Annotated in this window: 17 protein-coding genes, 1 other RNA gene and 1 riboswitch; of the genes, 6 read left to right on the top strand and 12 right to left on the bottom strand. The window is 69.9% G+C overall.

The annotated features are described in order from the left end of the window. Positions 1-9 precede the first annotated feature (9 nt). Entirely contained in the window at positions 10-351 is a 342-nt protein-coding gene (locus GEMRO_RS0123440) for a C1 domain-containing protein (protein WP_027135960.1), read from the top strand. 7 nt (positions 352-358) lie between these two features. On the opposite strand, the gene GEMRO_RS0123435 is transcribed toward GEMRO_RS0123440, so the two are convergent. The 8 genes from GEMRO_RS0123435 to GEMRO_RS34765 all read right to left on the bottom strand — a co-directional run bounded on the left by GEMRO_RS0123435 (position 359) and on the right by GEMRO_RS34765 (position 7,528). Next, positions 359-1,672, bottom strand: coding sequence for an HlyD family type I secretion periplasmic adaptor subunit (locus GEMRO_RS0123435; RefSeq protein ID WP_027135959.1), 1,314 nt, complete (start codon positions 1,670-1,672; stop codon positions 359-361). A gap of 16 nt (positions 1,673-1,688) precedes the next feature. Then, on the bottom strand, positions 1,689-3,842 hold the full coding sequence (locus GEMRO_RS0123430) for a peptidase domain-containing ABC transporter (protein WP_027135958.1): 2,154 nt from the start codon (positions 3,840-3,842) through the stop codon (positions 1,689-1,691). 110 nt (positions 3,843-3,952) lie between these two features. Then, on the bottom strand, positions 3,953-5,137 hold the full coding sequence (locus tag GEMRO_RS0123425; RefSeq protein ID WP_035485887.1) for a class I SAM-dependent rRNA methyltransferase: 1,185 nt from the start codon (positions 5,135-5,137) through the stop codon (positions 3,953-3,955). A gap of 84 nt (positions 5,138-5,221) precedes the next feature. Beyond that, the gene (locus tag GEMRO_RS0123420) at positions 5,222-6,040 is read right to left on the bottom strand and encodes a TIGR00282 family metallophosphoesterase (protein WP_027135956.1); all 819 of its coding nucleotides are present in this window, start codon (positions 6,038-6,040) and stop codon (positions 5,222-5,224) included. 35 nt (positions 6,041-6,075) lie between these two features. After that, positions 6,076-6,681, bottom strand: a complete 606-nt coding sequence (locus tag GEMRO_RS0123415; protein ID WP_157505714.1) for a 5-formyltetrahydrofolate cyclo-ligase — start codon at positions 6,679-6,681, stop codon at positions 6,076-6,078. 36 nt (positions 6,682-6,717) lie between these two features. Continuing rightward, positions 6,718-6,875, bottom strand: a non-coding RNA gene (gene ssrS / locus GEMRO_RS33730) — 6S RNA. Positions 6,876-6,885: 10 nt separating this feature from the next. After that, on the bottom strand, positions 6,886-7,233 hold the full coding sequence (locus GEMRO_RS0123410; RefSeq protein ID WP_027135954.1) for a cell division protein ZapA: 348 nt from the start codon (positions 7,231-7,233) through the stop codon (positions 6,886-6,888). A 4-nt stretch (positions 7,234-7,237) separates the two neighbouring features. Further along, positions 7,238-7,528 (bottom strand): DUF4164 family protein, encoded by a 291-nt coding sequence (locus GEMRO_RS34765; RefSeq protein WP_027135953.1) that lies wholly within the window; start codon positions 7,526-7,528, stop codon positions 7,238-7,240. A gap of 207 nt (positions 7,529-7,735) precedes the next feature. Between GEMRO_RS34765 and tkt the strand changes: the two genes are divergently transcribed. Continuing rightward, complete coding sequence (tkt, locus tag GEMRO_RS0123400; protein ID WP_027135952.1) at positions 7,736-9,712, top strand: transketolase; 1,977 nt, start codon at positions 7,736-7,738, stop codon at positions 9,710-9,712. A 67-nt stretch (positions 9,713-9,779) separates the two neighbouring features. Further along, entirely contained in the window at positions 9,780-10,784 is a 1,005-nt protein-coding gene (gap, locus tag GEMRO_RS0123395; RefSeq protein WP_027135951.1) for a type I glyceraldehyde-3-phosphate dehydrogenase, read from the top strand. Between the two features lie 429 nt (positions 10,785-11,213). Here gap and tenA read toward each other — a convergent pair whose 3' ends face one another. From tenA to thiM, 4 genes are all read right to left on the bottom strand, one after another. Beyond that, the gene (gene tenA / locus GEMRO_RS0123390) at positions 11,214-11,885 is read right to left on the bottom strand and encodes a thiaminase II (RefSeq protein ID WP_027135950.1); all 672 of its coding nucleotides are present in this window, start codon (positions 11,883-11,885) and stop codon (positions 11,214-11,216) included. Beyond that, the gene (gene thiD, locus GEMRO_RS0123385) at positions 11,885-12,688 is read right to left on the bottom strand and encodes a bifunctional hydroxymethylpyrimidine kinase/phosphomethylpyrimidine kinase (protein WP_027135949.1); all 804 of its coding nucleotides are present in this window, start codon (positions 12,686-12,688) and stop codon (positions 11,885-11,887) included. Before thiD ends, tenA begins: the two co-directional genes overlap by 1 nt. Positions 12,689-12,690: 2 nt before the next feature. Beyond that, positions 12,691-13,344, bottom strand: a complete 654-nt coding sequence (gene thiE / locus GEMRO_RS0123380) for a thiamine phosphate synthase (RefSeq protein WP_027135948.1) — start codon at positions 13,342-13,344, stop codon at positions 12,691-12,693. Continuing rightward, positions 13,341-14,135, bottom strand: coding sequence for a hydroxyethylthiazole kinase (gene thiM, locus GEMRO_RS0123375; protein ID WP_035485884.1), 795 nt, complete (start codon positions 14,133-14,135; stop codon positions 13,341-13,343). Before thiM ends, thiE begins: the two co-directional genes overlap by 4 nt. Next, positions 14,124-14,223: riboswitch (TPP riboswitch) on the bottom strand. (Overlaps the previous gene by 12 nt.) A gap of 103 nt (positions 14,224-14,326) precedes the next feature. Here thiM and GEMRO_RS0123370 point away from each other — a divergent pair. From GEMRO_RS0123370 to GEMRO_RS0123360, 3 genes are read left to right on the top strand one after another with little or no spacing between them, the layout of a single operon-like run. After that, positions 14,327-15,286, top strand: coding sequence for a histone deacetylase family protein (locus GEMRO_RS0123370; RefSeq protein ID WP_027135946.1), 960 nt, complete (start codon positions 14,327-14,329; stop codon positions 15,284-15,286). Further along, entirely contained in the window at positions 15,283-15,525 is a 243-nt protein-coding gene (locus GEMRO_RS0123365) for an exodeoxyribonuclease VII small subunit (protein WP_027135945.1), read from the top strand. Before GEMRO_RS0123370 ends, GEMRO_RS0123365 begins: the two co-directional genes overlap by 4 nt. 12 nt (positions 15,526-15,537) lie before the next feature. Next, a complete protein-coding gene (locus tag GEMRO_RS0123360; RefSeq protein WP_027135944.1) occupies positions 15,538-16,425 on the top strand; it encodes a polyprenyl synthetase family protein in 888 nt (295 codons plus the stop codon). Positions 16,426-16,436: the final 11 nt, after the last annotated feature.

Below are 16,436 nucleotides of genomic sequence, written 5' to 3'. Positions count from 1 at the left end.
CTTGACCCGATGAGCCTGTCCCGCATCCTGACCCTGGGCGTGGCCATCCTGGCGACCGGCTGCACCGGCGCACCGATCCTTCCGGAGCATCCGGGCTTCGTCGCCTCGATGGAGCACTACTACCGACGCCACGGCATCGAGGGAAACGGCCGCTGCCTGCTGCCGGAGATGACGGTGCAGAAGGCCGAGATCGTCGAGCAGAAGGGCGACCGGATGGTGGTGGAGGCAAGCTACCACTGGAACGACCGGCGGCGGGGCGACGGCGTCGTGCAGGACTGCCGGGGGTTCAACAGCCGGCGCTTCACCTTCTACCAGAACCAGGTCCTGGCGATGAGCGGGGAGCAGCGCTAGCGGCGCCTCAGAGCTCGGAGAACGCCTCGTCGCCGATCCGGCGCAGACGGTCGGTGAGGTAGCCCAGCACGGTGCGCTTGCCGACTGCGATCTCGACATCCACCAGCATGCCCGGCTGAATCCTGGGGCCGTTGCGGCCGGCCGGCTCGCCGGTGACCACAGTCACCGCATAGACCGGCGCCGCATCCGGCCGGTCGCGCCTAGCGTCGGGGGCGATGGTCTGCAGCTGTCCCTCCAGGGCGCCGAACTGCACGAAGTCGAAGGCGTGGACCTTGACCCGCGCCACCATGCCTTCGCGCAGATGACCGATTTCGTCGTTCTGGACCCGCGCCGCGATCACCAGGCCCTCGTCGGAGGGGACCAGCTTCATGATCGGCTGGTTGGGCGCCACCGCCTGGCCGGCGGCGCTGATCTGGATGTCCTGGACGAAGCCGGCCACCGGAGCGGTGACCGCGAGGCCGCGCAGCAGCGCGTCCTGAGCATCGAGCTGGCGCGCCAGCCGGTCGCGTTCCGCCCGCACCAGAGCCAGCTCGGTCAGCACGCTGGAGCGGCGCTCGGTGTCGATCGCGGCGGAGCGGGTCCGGCTCTCCTCCAGCTCGGCCCGGGCAGTGAGCAGGTGCTGCTCTGCCTTGGCAAGCTCCCCGGCCAGATCGGCGACCTGCTGCTCCACCGCCACCAGCTTCATGCGGGGATAGAGATCCCGCGAGGCAAGTTCTCTCACTGCCTCAAGCTGTTGCCTCTGCAGGCTCAAGCTGTTCCTGAGGCGGGCGATTTCCGCTGCCGCCGCCTTGGTGTCGGAGGTTCTGGCCAGGATCCGCTCCTCCAGCGCACGCTTTTCGTTGGCGGCGGCATCGGTGCGGGCCCGCGACAGGCGGAGCTCGTCCTCGATGAGGGCTGGATCGGCTTCGGCCAGGAGGCTTGGGAAGGCCGGCTCACGATTGTCCGCCTCGGCTTCCAGCCGCGCCGCCGAAGCGGTCGCGGAGGCAAGGCGCGCCCGCAGGTCGGCGCGCTCCGCCTCACGGATCTCGGGATCGAAGCGGACCAGCACCGCGCCGGCGGCGATATGCTCGCCTTCCTCCACCAGGATCTCGGCGATCTTGCCGCCGTTCGGGTGGTTGATCAGCTTGGCACGGCCCTTCGGCTCCACCTGGCCTTCCGCCCGGACGACCTGCTCGACCTGCGCCCAGGCCATCCAGCCGATCAGGCAGGCGAGCAGGCCGGCGATCGAGAGAACCAGCACCCTCGCGAGCGGCGAGGCGCGCCGCTCGATCAGCCCCTGGGCGTCGGGAAGAAAGTCGGTCCAGCGGGCCAGGAACGCCATGTCGCCCTCCCTTCGATCAGGATACGGCGTGGAGGTTGGAGCGAGCGGTGCGGCCCGAGAGATGGGCCACGATCTCGGCGGAGGGGCCGCTGCGGACGATCTTGCCGTGCTGCAGCACCACCACCTCGTCGCACAAGGACAGCGCCGCGATCCGGTGGGTGATCAGCACGATGGTGCGGCCGGCGGCGGCGCGGCGCAGGTTGGCCAGGAACGCCTCCTCGGTGGCGGTGTCGAGGGCGCTGGTGGCCTCGTCCATCACCAGGATGCGGGGATTGCGGACAAGGGCCCGGGCGATCGCGACCAGCTGGCGCTGCCCGGTCGACAGGCCAGCGCCGCGCTCGCCGAGCCGGGTGTCGTAGCCCTCGGGCAGGCGCTGGACCGCCTCGTGCAGCCCGACGAACCGGGCGGCGGCGACCACCCGGGCAAAGCTTCGGTCCGGCGCACCCATGGTGATGTTCTCGGCGATCGTGCCCGCAAAGAGCTGGATGTCCTGCGGGACCACGCCGATCTGCGAGCGGTAGACCGAGGGCGCCAGCCGGCGCACGTCGAAGTCGTCGATCAAGACGCGGCCCCCGGTCGGCGCCTCGACGCCCAAGAGCAGCTTGACCAGCGTGCTCTTGCCCGAGCCGGGAGCGCCGGTGACGCCCAGGATCCGTCCTTGCTCGACCTCCAGGGTCACGTCCTCGATGGCGGGCCGGCCGTCGCCGCGATAGCCGAAGCTCACACCCTCGAGCTTGAGGCGGCCACTCAGCTTCACGTCGCCATGGCCGCTGGCCTCGGTCCCCTCGACCTCCTCCGCCATCAGCGTGTCCAGCCGGGCGAACGCCTCGCGCACCGTCTGCAACTCCCGCCAGGTGCCGAAGATCTGCCGGAGCGGCGCCAGCGCCCGGGCGCCCAGGATGCTGGCGGCGAACAGGGCGCCGATGGTGAGGTCGCCGGCGACGATCGCGCGAGCGCCGACATAGATCAGGACGAGCGCGGCCGCCTGCTGCAGGCCCAGGCCGATCGCCGCGGCAATTCCTGAGACGTCGCCCGCGCGAAAGCCGGTCCAGGCGCTCTCCGCCAGCCGCTTCTCGAAGCGGCGCTCCATCTCGGGCTCCAGGCCCAGATACTTGACGGTGAGGGCATTGGCGACCGTCTCCCCCATCACCGCAGCCTTGGCCGCCTGGGCCCGAAAATGGCCACGCAGCAGCCGGGCCTGACTGCGATGGGCCAGCCAGGACAGGGCGAAGAACGGCGGGATCGCGGCCAGCACCGTCAGCCCCAGGCGGGAATCGAGCGCGAACACCGCGGCCACGAACAGAAGCGAGAAGGCCAGGTCGACCAGGACCAGCGGCATCTGCGAGGTGAAGAAGGTCCGGATCGGCTCCAGCTGGCGCAGCCGCTCCACCATCTGCCCGGCCGACATCTGCTCGAACACCCGGAACGGCAGGCGCACCACGTGGTGCATCACCTCCGCTCCCATCGCTGCGTCGAGCCGGGCGCCGGTATGGGCCGAGATGTGCGAGCGCACCGCGCGCAGCGCCATCTCGAACAGGACCAGGGTGATCATGCCGACCGTCAGCACGTCCAGGGTGCCGAGCGCGCCGTGGCTGACCACCTTGTTGTAGACGACCATCATGAACAGCGGCGCTGCCAGCGCGATCAGGTTGATCACCACCGAGGCGACGATCAGCTCCGCCAGGACCGGGCGCAGCCGCTCGAACAGGTCGTCGCGCCAGGACCCGGCCTTCTCGCGATCCTTGTCCTCCGGGCGGATCAGCAGGATTCCGTCGGCGCGCGCGGCGACGCTGCCCCGATCCATTGTCTCGGTGGCGCCGGTCGAGGGATCCACCAGCACCAGCGCGTCGCCGCTCGCCGCCCGCGCGATCCAGGCCTCGCCCGCCTTGCGGCCGATCACGAGGTAGGGGATGGGCAGGCCCCGCAGCCGGCGCGCGCTGGGCTTCACCATCGCCACGTCGAAGCCCAGCCGGTGCGCCATCCGGGCCAGGTGGCGGCGATCCACCGGTCCCTCGGGCATCGGGGCCGCCGCGCGCATCTCGGCCATGCCGACCGGCCGTTCGAGCATGGTCGCCAGCCGGGAAAAGGCGGTCAGCAGGACATCGTGATCGGCGTCAGCCCGCTCGGCGGTCGCCTCGGCGGATGCGGCACGGATCCTGGTGGTCGACATCGCGGCAATCCGTCCAGACGGCGGCATGGCGAAAGAGCCACGCCATCGTCTAGGCGAATTGTTGGGCGCAGTGCAATACCTATGGTTGAATTAGACCAACCAGGAGCAGGTCAGTCGAGCGCCCAGACCAGGAACTTCAGGTAGACTGTCTCGGGCAGCGCCGGGTGGATCGGGTGATCGGCGTCCGCACCGGCGCGATGCAGCACGCGGCCCCCCCGGCCAGCCTCGCGGATCCCGGCCCAAACCTCCGCCAGGAAGGATTCGGCGTCGACGTTGTGGGAGCAGCACGAGATCACGAGGAAGCCCTGCTCGACGACCACGGCCGCCCCGGCACGGGCCAGCTTGCGGTAGCCCTTCAGCCCGGCCTTCAGGTCCTTCTTCGACTTCACGAAGGCAGGCGGATCGCAGATCACCAGCCCGAACCTGCGGCTCTCCTTGCCCAGCCGGTCCAGCGCGTCATAGGCGTCGGAGCGCTGGAAGCTGCACCGGTCCGCAACGCCCTGCATGTCGGCGCTGGCCCGGGCATTGTCGATGGCGGCCTGGGAGCGGTCGACCATCAGGACCGAGCTCGCGCCGGAGGCGGCTGCCGCCAGGCCGAAGCCGCCGGCGTAGGAATACACGTCCAGCACGTCGCGCCCTTGGGCGAAGCGGGCGGCGAACGCATGGTTGGCGCGCTGGTCGTAGAACCAGCCGGTCTTCTGCCCGCCGATCGGGTCGACCAGGAAGCGGCGGCCGTTCTCCTCGGCATAGGTGGGAGAGTCCTCTGGACCTTTGACGACCCGCACGTCCTCCGGCAGCCCCTCCAGGGTGCGGACCGGCGCGTCGCCCTTGTAGATGATCCTGGCGGGGGAGAGGACGCGGTCGAGCGCTGCCAGCCAGGCGTCCTGGGCCTTGTCCATGCCGGCGGTGTTTACCTGGGCCACCAGGGTATCACCGTAGCGATCCACGATCAGGCCGGGCAGCCCGTCGGCCTCGCCATGGCACAGGCGGTAGTAGGGCGTGTCGAACAGCAGTTCGCGCAGGGCCAGCGCCCGGGCGAAGCGTCGCTCGAAGAAGGCCGGGCCGATCTCGACGTCGCGCGAACGGGTCAGCACGCGTCCGGCGATCAGGGAATGCGGGTTGTAGTGCGCCAGGCCGTAGGCCTTGCCGTCGGCGAACGCGACCTTGACCAGCGTGCCGGGCTCCAGGCCACGCAGGCTGGGCTCCGGCTTGATCTCGTTGCTGTAAATCCAGGGCGATCCGTTGCGCAGGCGGCGCTCGTGGTCGGGAAGCACATGGATCATCGGCAGGGACATGGGGGGCGCTCGATCTTGCGATAAGGGGAGAGGGCTGGAAGGAGATGTCGCGTCGCCGGGTTCGGCCCGGAAACCGGCGCGGGCCTAGAGGACAGTGGGCATCGCCGCGGGCATGGAGCCGCCGATCCGGACCGGCTCGATCGACCGGGCCAGCCCGGTTGAATCGTCGGTCTCGATCAGCGCCGCGCACAGGGTCGCCTCGCCCAGGGCCGGTTCCATCTTCCTCCCCGGCAAGGGCGAGCGCCAGCGTTCCAGGGAGGCGTGCTTGTCCATGCCGATCACGCTGTCGTAATCGCCGGTCATGCCGACATCGGTCATGAAGGCGGTGCCGCCGGCCAGGACGCGATGGTCGGCGGTGGGGACATGGGTATGGGTGCCGACCACGGCGCTGACCCGCCCGTCGAACCCATGGCCGTGCGCCAGCTTCTCGCTGGTGGCCTCGGCATGGACGTCGACCAGAATGGCGTCGACGCCGGCGCCCAGACGGATCTCGGCCAGTTCGGCCTCCAGCGCGCGCATCGGATCGTCGACCAGGTTCATGAACAGGCGGCCCAGCACCTGGACCACCAGGACGCGGCGCCCGTCGGGCAGGCGCACCTCGCCGCTGCCACGCCCGGGCGTGCCGGGCATCATGTTGAGCGGACGAACGATGCGCGGCTCGGAATCGATATGGCCCAGCAGCTCGCGCTGGTCCCAGGCGTGGTTGCCGAGCGTGATCAGGTCGGCGCCCTGCTCGAAGAACTGCTGGGCGATCTTGGCGGTCAGGCCATAGCCGCCGGCGGCGTTCTCGCCGTTCACCACCACGACGTCGAGCGCCAGGTCCTGGCGCAGGCCGGGCAAGTACTGCTCGATGGCGGCACGACCCGACCGGCCGACCACGTCGCCGACAAACAAGATGCGCAAGGATTCCACTCCGAAGAACAAAAGGCCGCGGCGGCTCAGCCAGTATGAACGGTCCGCTGCTCGGTCACTACCATGTCGAGGCGCTGGTCGAACGGCTCGCGCGGCACCTGCTCGACTTCCTGCCAGGCGAACGCGTAGCCGACGCAGGCGGGTGGCGACGATCCGGCCCGCAGTTCGGCAAGCGTGCGGTCGTAGAAGCCGCCGCCCCAGCCCAGCCGGTAGCCTTGTGCGTCGAACGCCAGCAGCGGCGTCGCCACGACCTGCGGCACCACCGGAGGGCTCGTGGCCATCGGTTGCTGGACGCGGAACGGGCCGCACTCCAGCGGTTCGCCCGGCTGCCAGCGATGGAAGCGGATCGGCCGGTCGCGGCCCTGCATCCGGCCGAGCGCGGTCGGCACACCCAGGGCGTGGAGCGCATGGAGGAGGGGGCGGGTATCGATCTCGCCATCGAGCGGCCAGAACAGGGCGACGCAGCCGGTGGACGAGAGGTCGAGCGCGCGCACGAACCGTCTGGCCGCCTGCAGGCTCGCCTCGGCGGCATCCGCCGGAGACATCGCCATGCGCTGCGTCAGCAGGCTGCGGCGCAGCCCTGCCTTCTCGGCGGCGAGGGTCGCATCGGGGGAACGGGAGCTGACGCTCAACAGGAGGGCTCCCGCGATGCCGATCGAGGAGGAAGCGGCGGCGCCACCCTGGCCGTGGTGATCCGGTTGTTCCTGGGACCTGCTACGCAGGTGGGCGCCATGTAACGTGACCAGGGTCACGTCAGGGACAGCTCCCTATTGGAACGAAGGCCCAGGCGCATATTAGTGGACACTCACGCACCGGGCAGCGCCGCCATGCTCAATCTAGGTGGTGGCCGGAGGTTCGGCAAGGTGGCACGCATCAGCCAGACGCTCGATTTGCTCGGCGACGCGCTGCAACTCATCGGCAAGCTTCTGCTCGCCGGTCTTGGCGGTGTCGGCCAGGGAGGTGCGCAGCCGCTTGATCTCGTCATAGGCGTCGGACAGCTCGTCCGAGATGATCAGGCTGGTCAGCACGAGCAGGCGCAGATCGCCGATCTGGCCATTGGTGCCGCCCAGCTCACGCACCCGACCGTCGACGTACTGCGCCAGCCGCTTGAGCCGCGTTTCCTGGCCGTCGTCGCACTGCACCGTGTGGGTGCGGCCGTTGACGGTGACATCGACCATGCCCATCGGGTCAGCTTTCCATCAGGCGTTCGACCTTGGCGACAGCACTGTCCAGGCGCCTGCCCAGCTCGTCGGCGTTGCGGGCGAGGTCGGCCAGCCGCTGCTCCGCCGCTGACAGGCGGGCGGCGAGGCTGTCGCGCTCGTCGCGCAGGACCTCGTAGTCCCGCACCAGCGCGTCATGGGCGGCAGGATCCGTGCTGTCGGCTCCATGCGCGGCGCGGGCCGTGCTGGCGGCCACGCCTTCGGTCAAGCGGGCGAGGGCCTGGTCCAGTCTCGCCCTGGCGGCATCGAGGGAGGTCATGTGCCGCGCATCGGCTCCCGTAGCGATCGAGCTATGCCCGTGGTCTTGCCGAGCCGGGAGCGGGACGTCAACGTGCCTGCTCGGCGGAGTCAGCCAAGAAGAGGTTGATTTTTCGGGGTGCAGGGTGGATTTCCGCTTCGCGCGACGGGATTTCCGCCCCCGGGCCGGCCCGTCCATGTCCGCCACCCAATCGACGACTGCCTGCCGATGAACAACGTATCGACCCACGACCTCGCGAACGCGGTCCGGTTCCTGGCCGTGGATGCCGTCGAGAAGGCGAACTCCGGCCATCCGGGGATGCCGATGGGCATGGCCGAGGTCGCGACGGTGCTGTTCACCCGGCATCTGAAATTCGACGCGGGCGATCCGAAATGGGCGGACCGCGACCGGTTCGTGCTCTCCGCCGGCCACGGCTCGATGCTGCTCTACGCGCTGCTCTACCTGACCGGGGTCGAGGGCGTGGACATCGAGGACCTGCGCAACTTCCGTCAGTTCGGCGCACGCACAGCCGGGCATCCCGAATACGGCCATGCGCCCGGCATCGAGACCACCACCGGCCCGCTGGGCCAGGGCTTCGCCAACGCGGTCGGCATGGCGATCGCCGAGGCGCATCTTGCGGCGCGGTTCGGCAAGGACCTGGTGGACCACCACACCTACGTGATCGCCGGCGACGGCTGCCTGATGGAAGGCATCAGCCACGAGGCGGGCGCCCTGGCCGGGCACCTGAAGCTGAACAAGCTGATCGTGCTCTGGGACGACAACGGCATCTCCATCGACGGCAAGGTGTCGATGGCCTCCTCGGAGGACGTGCCGGCCCGGTTCGCCGCCTATGGCTGGGCCACCGACCATGTCGACGGCCATGATCCCGAGGCGGTCGATGCCGCCATCGCCCGCGCCAAGACCAATGGCCAGCCGACCCTGATCGCCTGCCGGACCGTGATCGGCAAGGGCGCGCCCACTAAGGCCGGCGGCCACGGCGTGCACGGCTCGCCGCTCGGCAAGGACGAGACCGCGGCGACCCGGCTGGCGCTGAACTGGGCGCATGAAGCGTTCGAGCTGCCGGAGGCCATCCTGAACGGCTGGCGCGAGGTCGGCCGCAGGGGAGCACGGCTGCACGCCGACTGGCAGGAGCGCCTGCACGGCTCGCCCGAGCGGCAGGTGTTCGAAACCGCCATGGCGGCCAAGCCCTCCGAGGCGGCCAAGCTGGCGATGCAGGCCTATAAGGCCAAGCTCGTGCAGGACAAGCCGAGCTGGGCGACCCGCAAGTCGTCGGAAGAGGCGCTGAAGGTGCTGACCGCCGAGGTGCCGGAGCTGATCGGCGGCTCCGCCGATTTGACCGGCTCCAACAACACCAAGACGCCGTCCACCGTCTCGATCACGCCCGACGACCTGTCCGGCCGCTATCTCCACTATGGCGTGCGCGAGCACGGCATGATGGCGGCGATGAACGGCATCGCGCTGCATGGCGGGCTGATCCCCTATGGGGGCACCTTCCTGGTGTTCACCGACTATTGCCGGGCCTCGATCCGCCTGGCGGCCCTGATGGGGATCCGCTCGATCCTGGTCGGCACCCATGATTCGATCGGGCTGGGCGAGGATGGCCCGACCCATCAGCCGGTGGAGCACCTGGCGGCGCTGCGCGCGATTCCCAACCTCCTGGTGATGCGCCCGGCCGACGCGGTGGAGACCGCCGAGTGCTGGGAAGCCGCGGTCGAGACGGTGAACCAGCCGACCGTGCTGGCGCTGTCCCGGCAGAACCTGCCGGCGGTGCGCACCACCGACAGCGCCGAGAACCTGTCGGCCAAGGGCGCCTATGTGCTGGCCGAGGCGGACGGTGCCCGGGCCGTGACGATCCTGGCCACTGGCTCGGAGGTCCATATCGCGCTGGACGCCCGCCAGCAGCTCCAGGCGGCCGGCATTCCCGCCGCGGTGGTGTCGATGCCGTCCTGGGAACTGTTCGCCCGCCAGAAGGCTGCCTATCGTGGGCTGGTGCTGGGCACGGCGCCGCGCGTCGCCATCGAGGCCGCCTCGCCGTTCGGCTGGACGCGCTTCGTCGACAGCGAGGACGATGTGATCGGCATGAAGGGCTTTGGCGCTTCCGGGCCGGCACCGACCCTCTACAAGGAGTTTGGGATCACCGCGGAGGCGGTCGTGGCGCTGGTGCGCAAGAAGCTCGCCGCCTGACCGCGCCACTTCGGACACTACATGCCGGCACCCCCGGTGCCGGCCAATCGAACGGATGGGAACAGCAATGGTCGTCAAGATCGGCATCAACGGGTTCGGCCGGATCGGGCGCAACGTGCTCCGCGCAATCGTCGAGAGCGGGCGCAAGGACGTCCAGGTGGTCGCGATCAACGATCTCGCCCCGCCGGCCACCAACGCCCACCTGCTCCGCTACGACAGCGTGCATGGCCGCTTCCCCGGCACGGTGAGCCTGGAGGGAGACCAGCTCGACCTCGGCACCGGCCCGATCCGGGTCACCGCCGAACGCGACGTCGCCAAGCTCGCCTGGGGCGATGTCGGGGTCGACGTGGTGATGGAATGCACCGGCATCTTCACCTCGCGCGACAAGGCAGCCGGCCACCTGCAGGCGGGGGCCCGCAAGGTGATCGTCTCCGCGCCCGCCGACGGCGCCGACATGACCGTGGTCTACGGCGTCAACCACCAGGGCCTGAAGGCCGAGCATCAGGTCATCAGCAACGCGTCCTGCACCACCAACTGCCTGGCGCCGGTCGCCAAGGTGCTGAACGAGACGGTGGGGATCGTGCGCGGGCACATGACCACCATCCACTCCTTCACCAACGACCAGCACCTGCTCGACGTGTTCCACAAGGATCTGTACCGGGCGCGCGCGGCGGGCGAGTCGATGATCCCGACCTCGACCGGCGCCGCCAAGGCGGTGGGCCTGGTCCTGCCGGAGCTGAAGGGCAAGCTGGACGGCGTGGCGATCCGGGTGCCGACCAAGAACGTCTCCCTGGTCGACCTGACCTTTGTGCCGGGCCGCGACACCTCGGTCGAGGAGATCAACGGCGCCCTGAAGGCGGCCGCCTCCGGCCCGCTCAAGGGCATCCTGGCGGTGGTCGAGGAGCCGCTGGTCTCGATCGACTTCAACCACGACCCGCATAGCTCCTCGGTCGACCTGCACGCGACCAAGGTCCTGGAGGGCAAGATGGTCCGGGTCGCGTCCTGGTACGACAACGAGTGGGGCTTCTCGAACCGGATGAGCGACACCGCCGCGCTGTTCGGCACGCTCTGAGCCTATCCGCCCAAGCATCTGGAGAACGGCCGCCTTTCCGGGTGGCCGTTTTTCGTTGGCGTCTAACCCAGGCTGATCGGGAGGCGGCGGGCTCAGGTTCGTTCGTGTAAACGGCCAGCCGATGCACAACCCGTAGCCTTCCCAGGAGGGTGCTGAACAGGGTCATGCAGAAAAAAGGCCTAGGCGGTTCAGATGCCTCAGGAAAATTCCGCCGGGATGAGTGCCTCGGGTTCGTTCGTGTAAGTCGGCGTCATGATCGGCCGCTGCGCACTGCCGCAGCTGCGAGTATGATGCTGCTGCTTAACAAATTTGGATAAATTTCTGAAAATGCAGATGTTATATCTGCAAATTAAAGTTCTGCCCTTCGCGCCCGCGGCCATGACATCGTGGAGGTCGGACCTGCCGGCCCGGCCCCTCCCTCCTGCCGACTCAGACGCGGACCGGCCAGGTCTCCATCCGGTAGGCGCTGTCCCAGAACATCCACTCATACTGCGTGGAGCGGTGGTAGGCCTGCCGCATCCGCGCCCGGGTGGCGGCGGACACCTGCTCGGCCACCCCGTCCAGCATCGCCTCCACGGCCAGCACCACGTCGCCGAACGCCTGGTCGGAATAGTTGTCGATCCAGGCCGAGAACGGGTTGTCGGCCACCGTCACCTCCTTGATGCGGCAGCCCACGTCCCAATAGATCCGGAAGCAGGGCAGGATCGCGGCGGCGCCGACCTCGAAGCCGTCCCGGGAGATGCTGGCCTGCAGGAAGTCGGTATAGGCCAGGCAGGTCGGCGACGGCTCCGCCTGCTCGACCTGCTCGGGCCGGATGCCGAACAGCTCGAAATAGCTGGCATGCAGGGCGCGCTCGACCTCGATGGCGCCGTCCGCCGACTTCGCGAACAGCGAGATCATCGCGGGTTCCGGGGCCACGGACGCCACCCGGGCCAGGACCCGGGCATATTCCAGCAGGTAGAGCGCGTCCTGGATCACGTAGTTCTGGAAGCGGGCGGTCTCCAGCGTGCCGTCGGCCAGCTCGCGGTTGAAGGGCAGGGCCAGGATCCGCTCCAGAAGGTCGGCGGTCTCGTGGCGCATCGTTGCGGTGAAGGAGGTCATCAATCGGTCCAGAGCGCGTGGAAGTGATGGATGGGGCCGTGGCCATGGCCGACCTCCAGCCGGTCGGCGTTGGCGATCGCACCGGTCAGCCAGGCCTTGGCCGCGCGCACCGCCTCCAGCTTGTCCTGGTGGCGGGGCAGCAGCGCCGCGATGGCGGAGGAGTAGGAGCAGCCGGTGCCATGGGTGTTCCTGGTGGCGATCCGCCTGGCCGGAAGCTCCACGACCCGCTCGCCGTCGGCGAACAGATCGGGTGCGTCCTCTGTCCCGAGATGACCGCCTTTCAGCACCACCGCCTTTGGTCCGAGCGCCAGCAGGGCCGGCAGGAGACCACGCATGCCGGCGAGATCGCGCGGCTCCGGCAGGCCGGTCAGCACCGCGGCCTCGGGCAGGTTCGGGGTCAGCACCGCGGCGATCGGGGCGAGCCTGGTCCGCACCGCGCCCACCGCTTCCTCGGCCAGCAGGCGGTCGCCGCCCTTGGCGACCATGACCGGGTCGACCACCAGGTTCTGGGCGCCATGGACCTGGAGACGGTCGGCGATCACGGTGGCCAGCTCGGCGGTGGCAACCATGCCGACCTTGACAGCGTCGATCCGGACGTCAGCGAACAGGGTGTCGATCTGCTGGGCGACAAACTCCGGCGGGACCAGGTGGACGCCGTCTACGCGCCGGGTGTTCTGCGCGGTGAGCGCGCTCAGCACCGCGCAGCCATAGGCGCCCAGCGCCGCAAAGCTCTTCAGGTCGGCCTGGATGCCGGCTCCGCCGCTGGGATCGGAACCGGCGATCGTCAGGATGTTGTGGATCATGGTCAGTACCTGCCGCGGGCTTGGCGCGCGCGGGCGACGAGGGTGGAAAGAGCCCTGGCGGCAGCCCTGGGGTCGGAGGAGCGGGCGATCGCGCTGACCACGGCGACGCCGTCGGCTCCGGCGAACACGGCGCTCTCCGCACTGTCCATGCCGATGCCGCCAATGGCGACCACCGGCAGCTTCAGCCGGGAGCGGATCGCCTGGAAGCGCTCCACGCCAAGCGGCGGAGCCGCGTCGGGCTTGGTGGCGGTGGCGAACAGGGGGCCCAGGCCAACATGGTCGACCACCGCCGGATCGACGGTCTCGATCTCGGCCTCGCTGGTCACCGACAGGCCGAGGATCCGGTCCTTGCCCAGGATCGCCCGGGCGGCGGCCGGCGGCAGGTCGTCCTGGCCGACATGGGCGCCATCGGCACCTGCAGCGACCGCCACGTCGACCCGGTCGTTGACGATCACCGGCACCGGCGAGCCGGCCAGGCGCGCCCGCACCGCGCGGACCGTGCGGATCAGGGCCTGGGCGCTGGCGGTCTTGTCGCGGACCTGCACGATCATGGCACCGCCCTGGACCGCGGCCTCGGCGAGCGCCGGGAAGGAGGTGGGCGGGGTGGTCGCGGCGTCCAGCACCAGATAGAGGCCTAGATCGACGTTGCGGCTCATGACAGGCGCGCCCGGACCCCGAGGGTGACGGGATCGAGGCCTGCCAGCCGGTCGAGGATCGCGACCTGGAGGGAGCCCGGGCCGTTGCTGGTGTCGGCGGCGATCTCCCCGGCCACGCCCAGGATCGCGCAGGCGGCGAGGCCCGCCAGGAGCCGGTCGGGTTCGACCGCCAGGCAGGCGGCGGTGAGCGCGCTCAAGCTGCAGCCGAGCCCGGTGACGCGGGTCATCCGGGCGTCGCCGTTAGCGCAGGACAGCGTCTGGCGGCCATCGGTGACATGGTCGGTGGCGCCGGTGACCACCACCACGGCCCCGGTCTCGCCGGCCAGGCGCCGGGCGGCGTCCAGGGCCAGGTCGCTGCCGGCGGTGCTGTCGACGCCCCGGGTGGCGGCACCGGCGCCGGCCAGCGCCATGATCTCCGAGCCGTTGCCACGGATCAGGCTCGGGCGATGGGCCAGAAGCGCGCGGCCGGTATCGGTGCGCAGCCGGGTGGCGCCGGCGCCGACCGGGTCCAGGACCCAGGGCTTGCCAAGCGCTAGCGCCCGGGCGGCGGCCAGTTCCATGGCCGTGATCCAGGGGGTTGAGAGCGTGCCAATGTTCACGACCAGGGCGTCGGCGATGCCGACGAACTCCTCGACCTCCTCGGCCGCATGGACCATGGCCGGCGAGGCGCCCACGGCCAGCAGGGCGTTGGCGGTCGAGTTCATCACCACGTAGTTCGTGATGTTGTGGACGAGCGGGCGACGCGTCCGGATCGCGTCGAGCACCCGTCCGATCCGGTCGGACGACGTCATTGGCCTCCCTTCGCTGGCATGACCCAGATCAGGTTCGATGGGTTTGATCTCAGTCCGCCATCCTCGGCGAACACCCCGTGGCGGGGTTGAGGATGGGGGCTTCCCGACCGATGTCAACCTCGGGCATGGATCGGCGCTGGGGTTGGCTGGCGCAGGCCCAACCCGATCGTAGCCGAGGGAGCCGTCTCGACGTGAACGTCCTGGTCTTCACCCATGATTCCGCCCGCGGCCACGACACCGGCCCAGGCCATCCCGAGCGCCCGGCGCGCCATGACGCGGTGATAGCGGCGCTCCGGTCGATCGAGGACGCCTGGTTGGTCCGCCGGGAGGCCCCGCCGGCCACGGTCGAGCAGATCCTGCGGGTGCACCGACAGGCCTATGTCGAGGCAACGCTGGCAGCGATGCCGAACGAGGGCCTGGTCCGGCTCGATCCGGACACGGTGGTCTCGCCCGGCAGCCGCGAGGCGGTGCTGCGTGCGGCCGGCGGGGCGGTGGCCGGCGTGGACGCGGTGCTGGCGGGGGAGGCAAGCCGGGCGTTTGCCGCCATGCGCCCGCCCGGCCACCATGCCGAGAGCGACAAGGCGATGGGGTTCTGCCTGTTCGACAGCGTGGCGGTGGGCGCCGCCCATGCCAGGGCTGCGCATGGGATCGGGCGGATCGCGATCGTGGACTTCGACGTCCATCATGGCAACGGCACCCAGGAGATCTTCTGGGACGACCCGCAAACCCTCTATGTCTCGACCCACCAGTGGCCGCTCTATCCCGGCACCGGTGCCGCCTCGGAGCGGGGCGCGCACGGCAACGTCCTGAACGTGCCGCTGCCGCCGGGCACCGACGGGGAGGGCTTCCGCCAGGCGGTGGAGGCGCAGGTGCTGCCGGCGCTGGAGCGGTTCCGGCCGGAACTGCTGTTCATCTCCGCCGGGTTCGACGCGCACCGCGCCGACCCCCTGGCCAATCTCGCTTTGGTGGAGGAGGATTTCGCCTGGATCACCAGCGAACTGGTGGCGGTCGCCGAGCGACATGCGCAGGGGCGGGTGGTCTCGGTGCTCGAAGGCGGCTACGACGTGGACGCGCTCGAGACGAGCGTGGTGGCACATCTTCGGGCGCTGGCCGGCGAAGAGCGCGCCAAGCAGGAGAAAACGGCCCGGTGAGCGACATCGACACCAAAGACATGAGCTTCGAGGCAGCCTTGAGCGAGTTGGAGAAGCTGGTTCAGGAACTGGAGCGGGGCCAGCTCGACCTGGACGAGGCGATCTCGGCCTATGAGCGCGGCACCGCGTTGAAGGAACTGTGCCGGCAGAAGCTGGCGGACGCGCAGATGCGGGTCGAGAAGCTGTCGGTGAACGCCGCGGGCGAGCCGCGGGTCGAACCCTTCGATCCTGCGCGCTGATCGGCGGCCGCCTTGTTCAAGCCATTCCTGGAAGAGACCGCCAAGATCGTCGAGGCCGAGATCGACCGGCTGCTGGGCGACCCGGCCCAGCATGCCGCACCCAGGCTCGCCGAGGCGATGCGCTATGCGGCGCTGGGAGGCGGCAAGCGGCTGCGGGCAGCGCTGGTGCGGGCGGTGGCGCAGACCCTGGCCGCCGATCCCAAGGCGCTGAGCTGGGAAACCACCGCTGCCTCGGCCGAGGTGCTGCATGCCTACTCGCTGATCCACGACGACCTGCCGGCCATGGACGACGCCTCGCTGCGCCGCGGCCGACCGACCTGCCACTTGGCCTTCGACCAGGCCACCGCCATCCTGGCGGGCGACGCCCTGCAGGCGGCGGCGTTCGGCTGGATCGCCGGCGACCCCTATCTGAGCGCGGAGGCGAAGGTGGCGCTGGTGGCGGGGCTGGCCCAGGCAGCCGGTCTGGCCGGCATGTGCGGCGGGCAGATGCTCGACCTGGAGGGCGAACAAACGCCGCCGGACCTGGCGGGCCTGGAGCGGATGGAGCAGCTGAAGACCGGTGCGATGATCGCGTTCTCGGCCGATGCCGGTGCGGTCATCGCCGGCGCGTCCCCGGAACTGCGCGAGCATGTCGCGGGCTGGGCGCGCTGCCTGGGCCTGGCGTTCCAGATCACCGACGACCTCCTGGACGTCGAGGGCGACAAGGCGCTCACCGGCAAGGATGCCGGGCTGGATGCCGCCCGCGGCAAGACTACCTTCGTAAGCCTGACCAGTGCCGAAGCCGCGCGTGAACGGCTAGAGGCGCTGGGCGAGGCGGCACGTGCCCACCTGGACAGCCTGCCGGGCGACGTCACGCTGCTCCACGCCCTTTTCCACCACGTCGTCACGCGCGATCGCTGAACCCAGCGCAC

The sequence above is a fragment of the Geminicoccus roseus DSM 18922 genome (assembly GCF_000427665.1).
GTDB lineage: Bacteria > Pseudomonadota > Alphaproteobacteria > Geminicoccales > Geminicoccaceae > Geminicoccus > Geminicoccus roseus.
The sequence above is the reverse complement of the archived record's forward strand: the minus strand, read 5'-3'. Positions and strand labels throughout refer to the sequence as shown.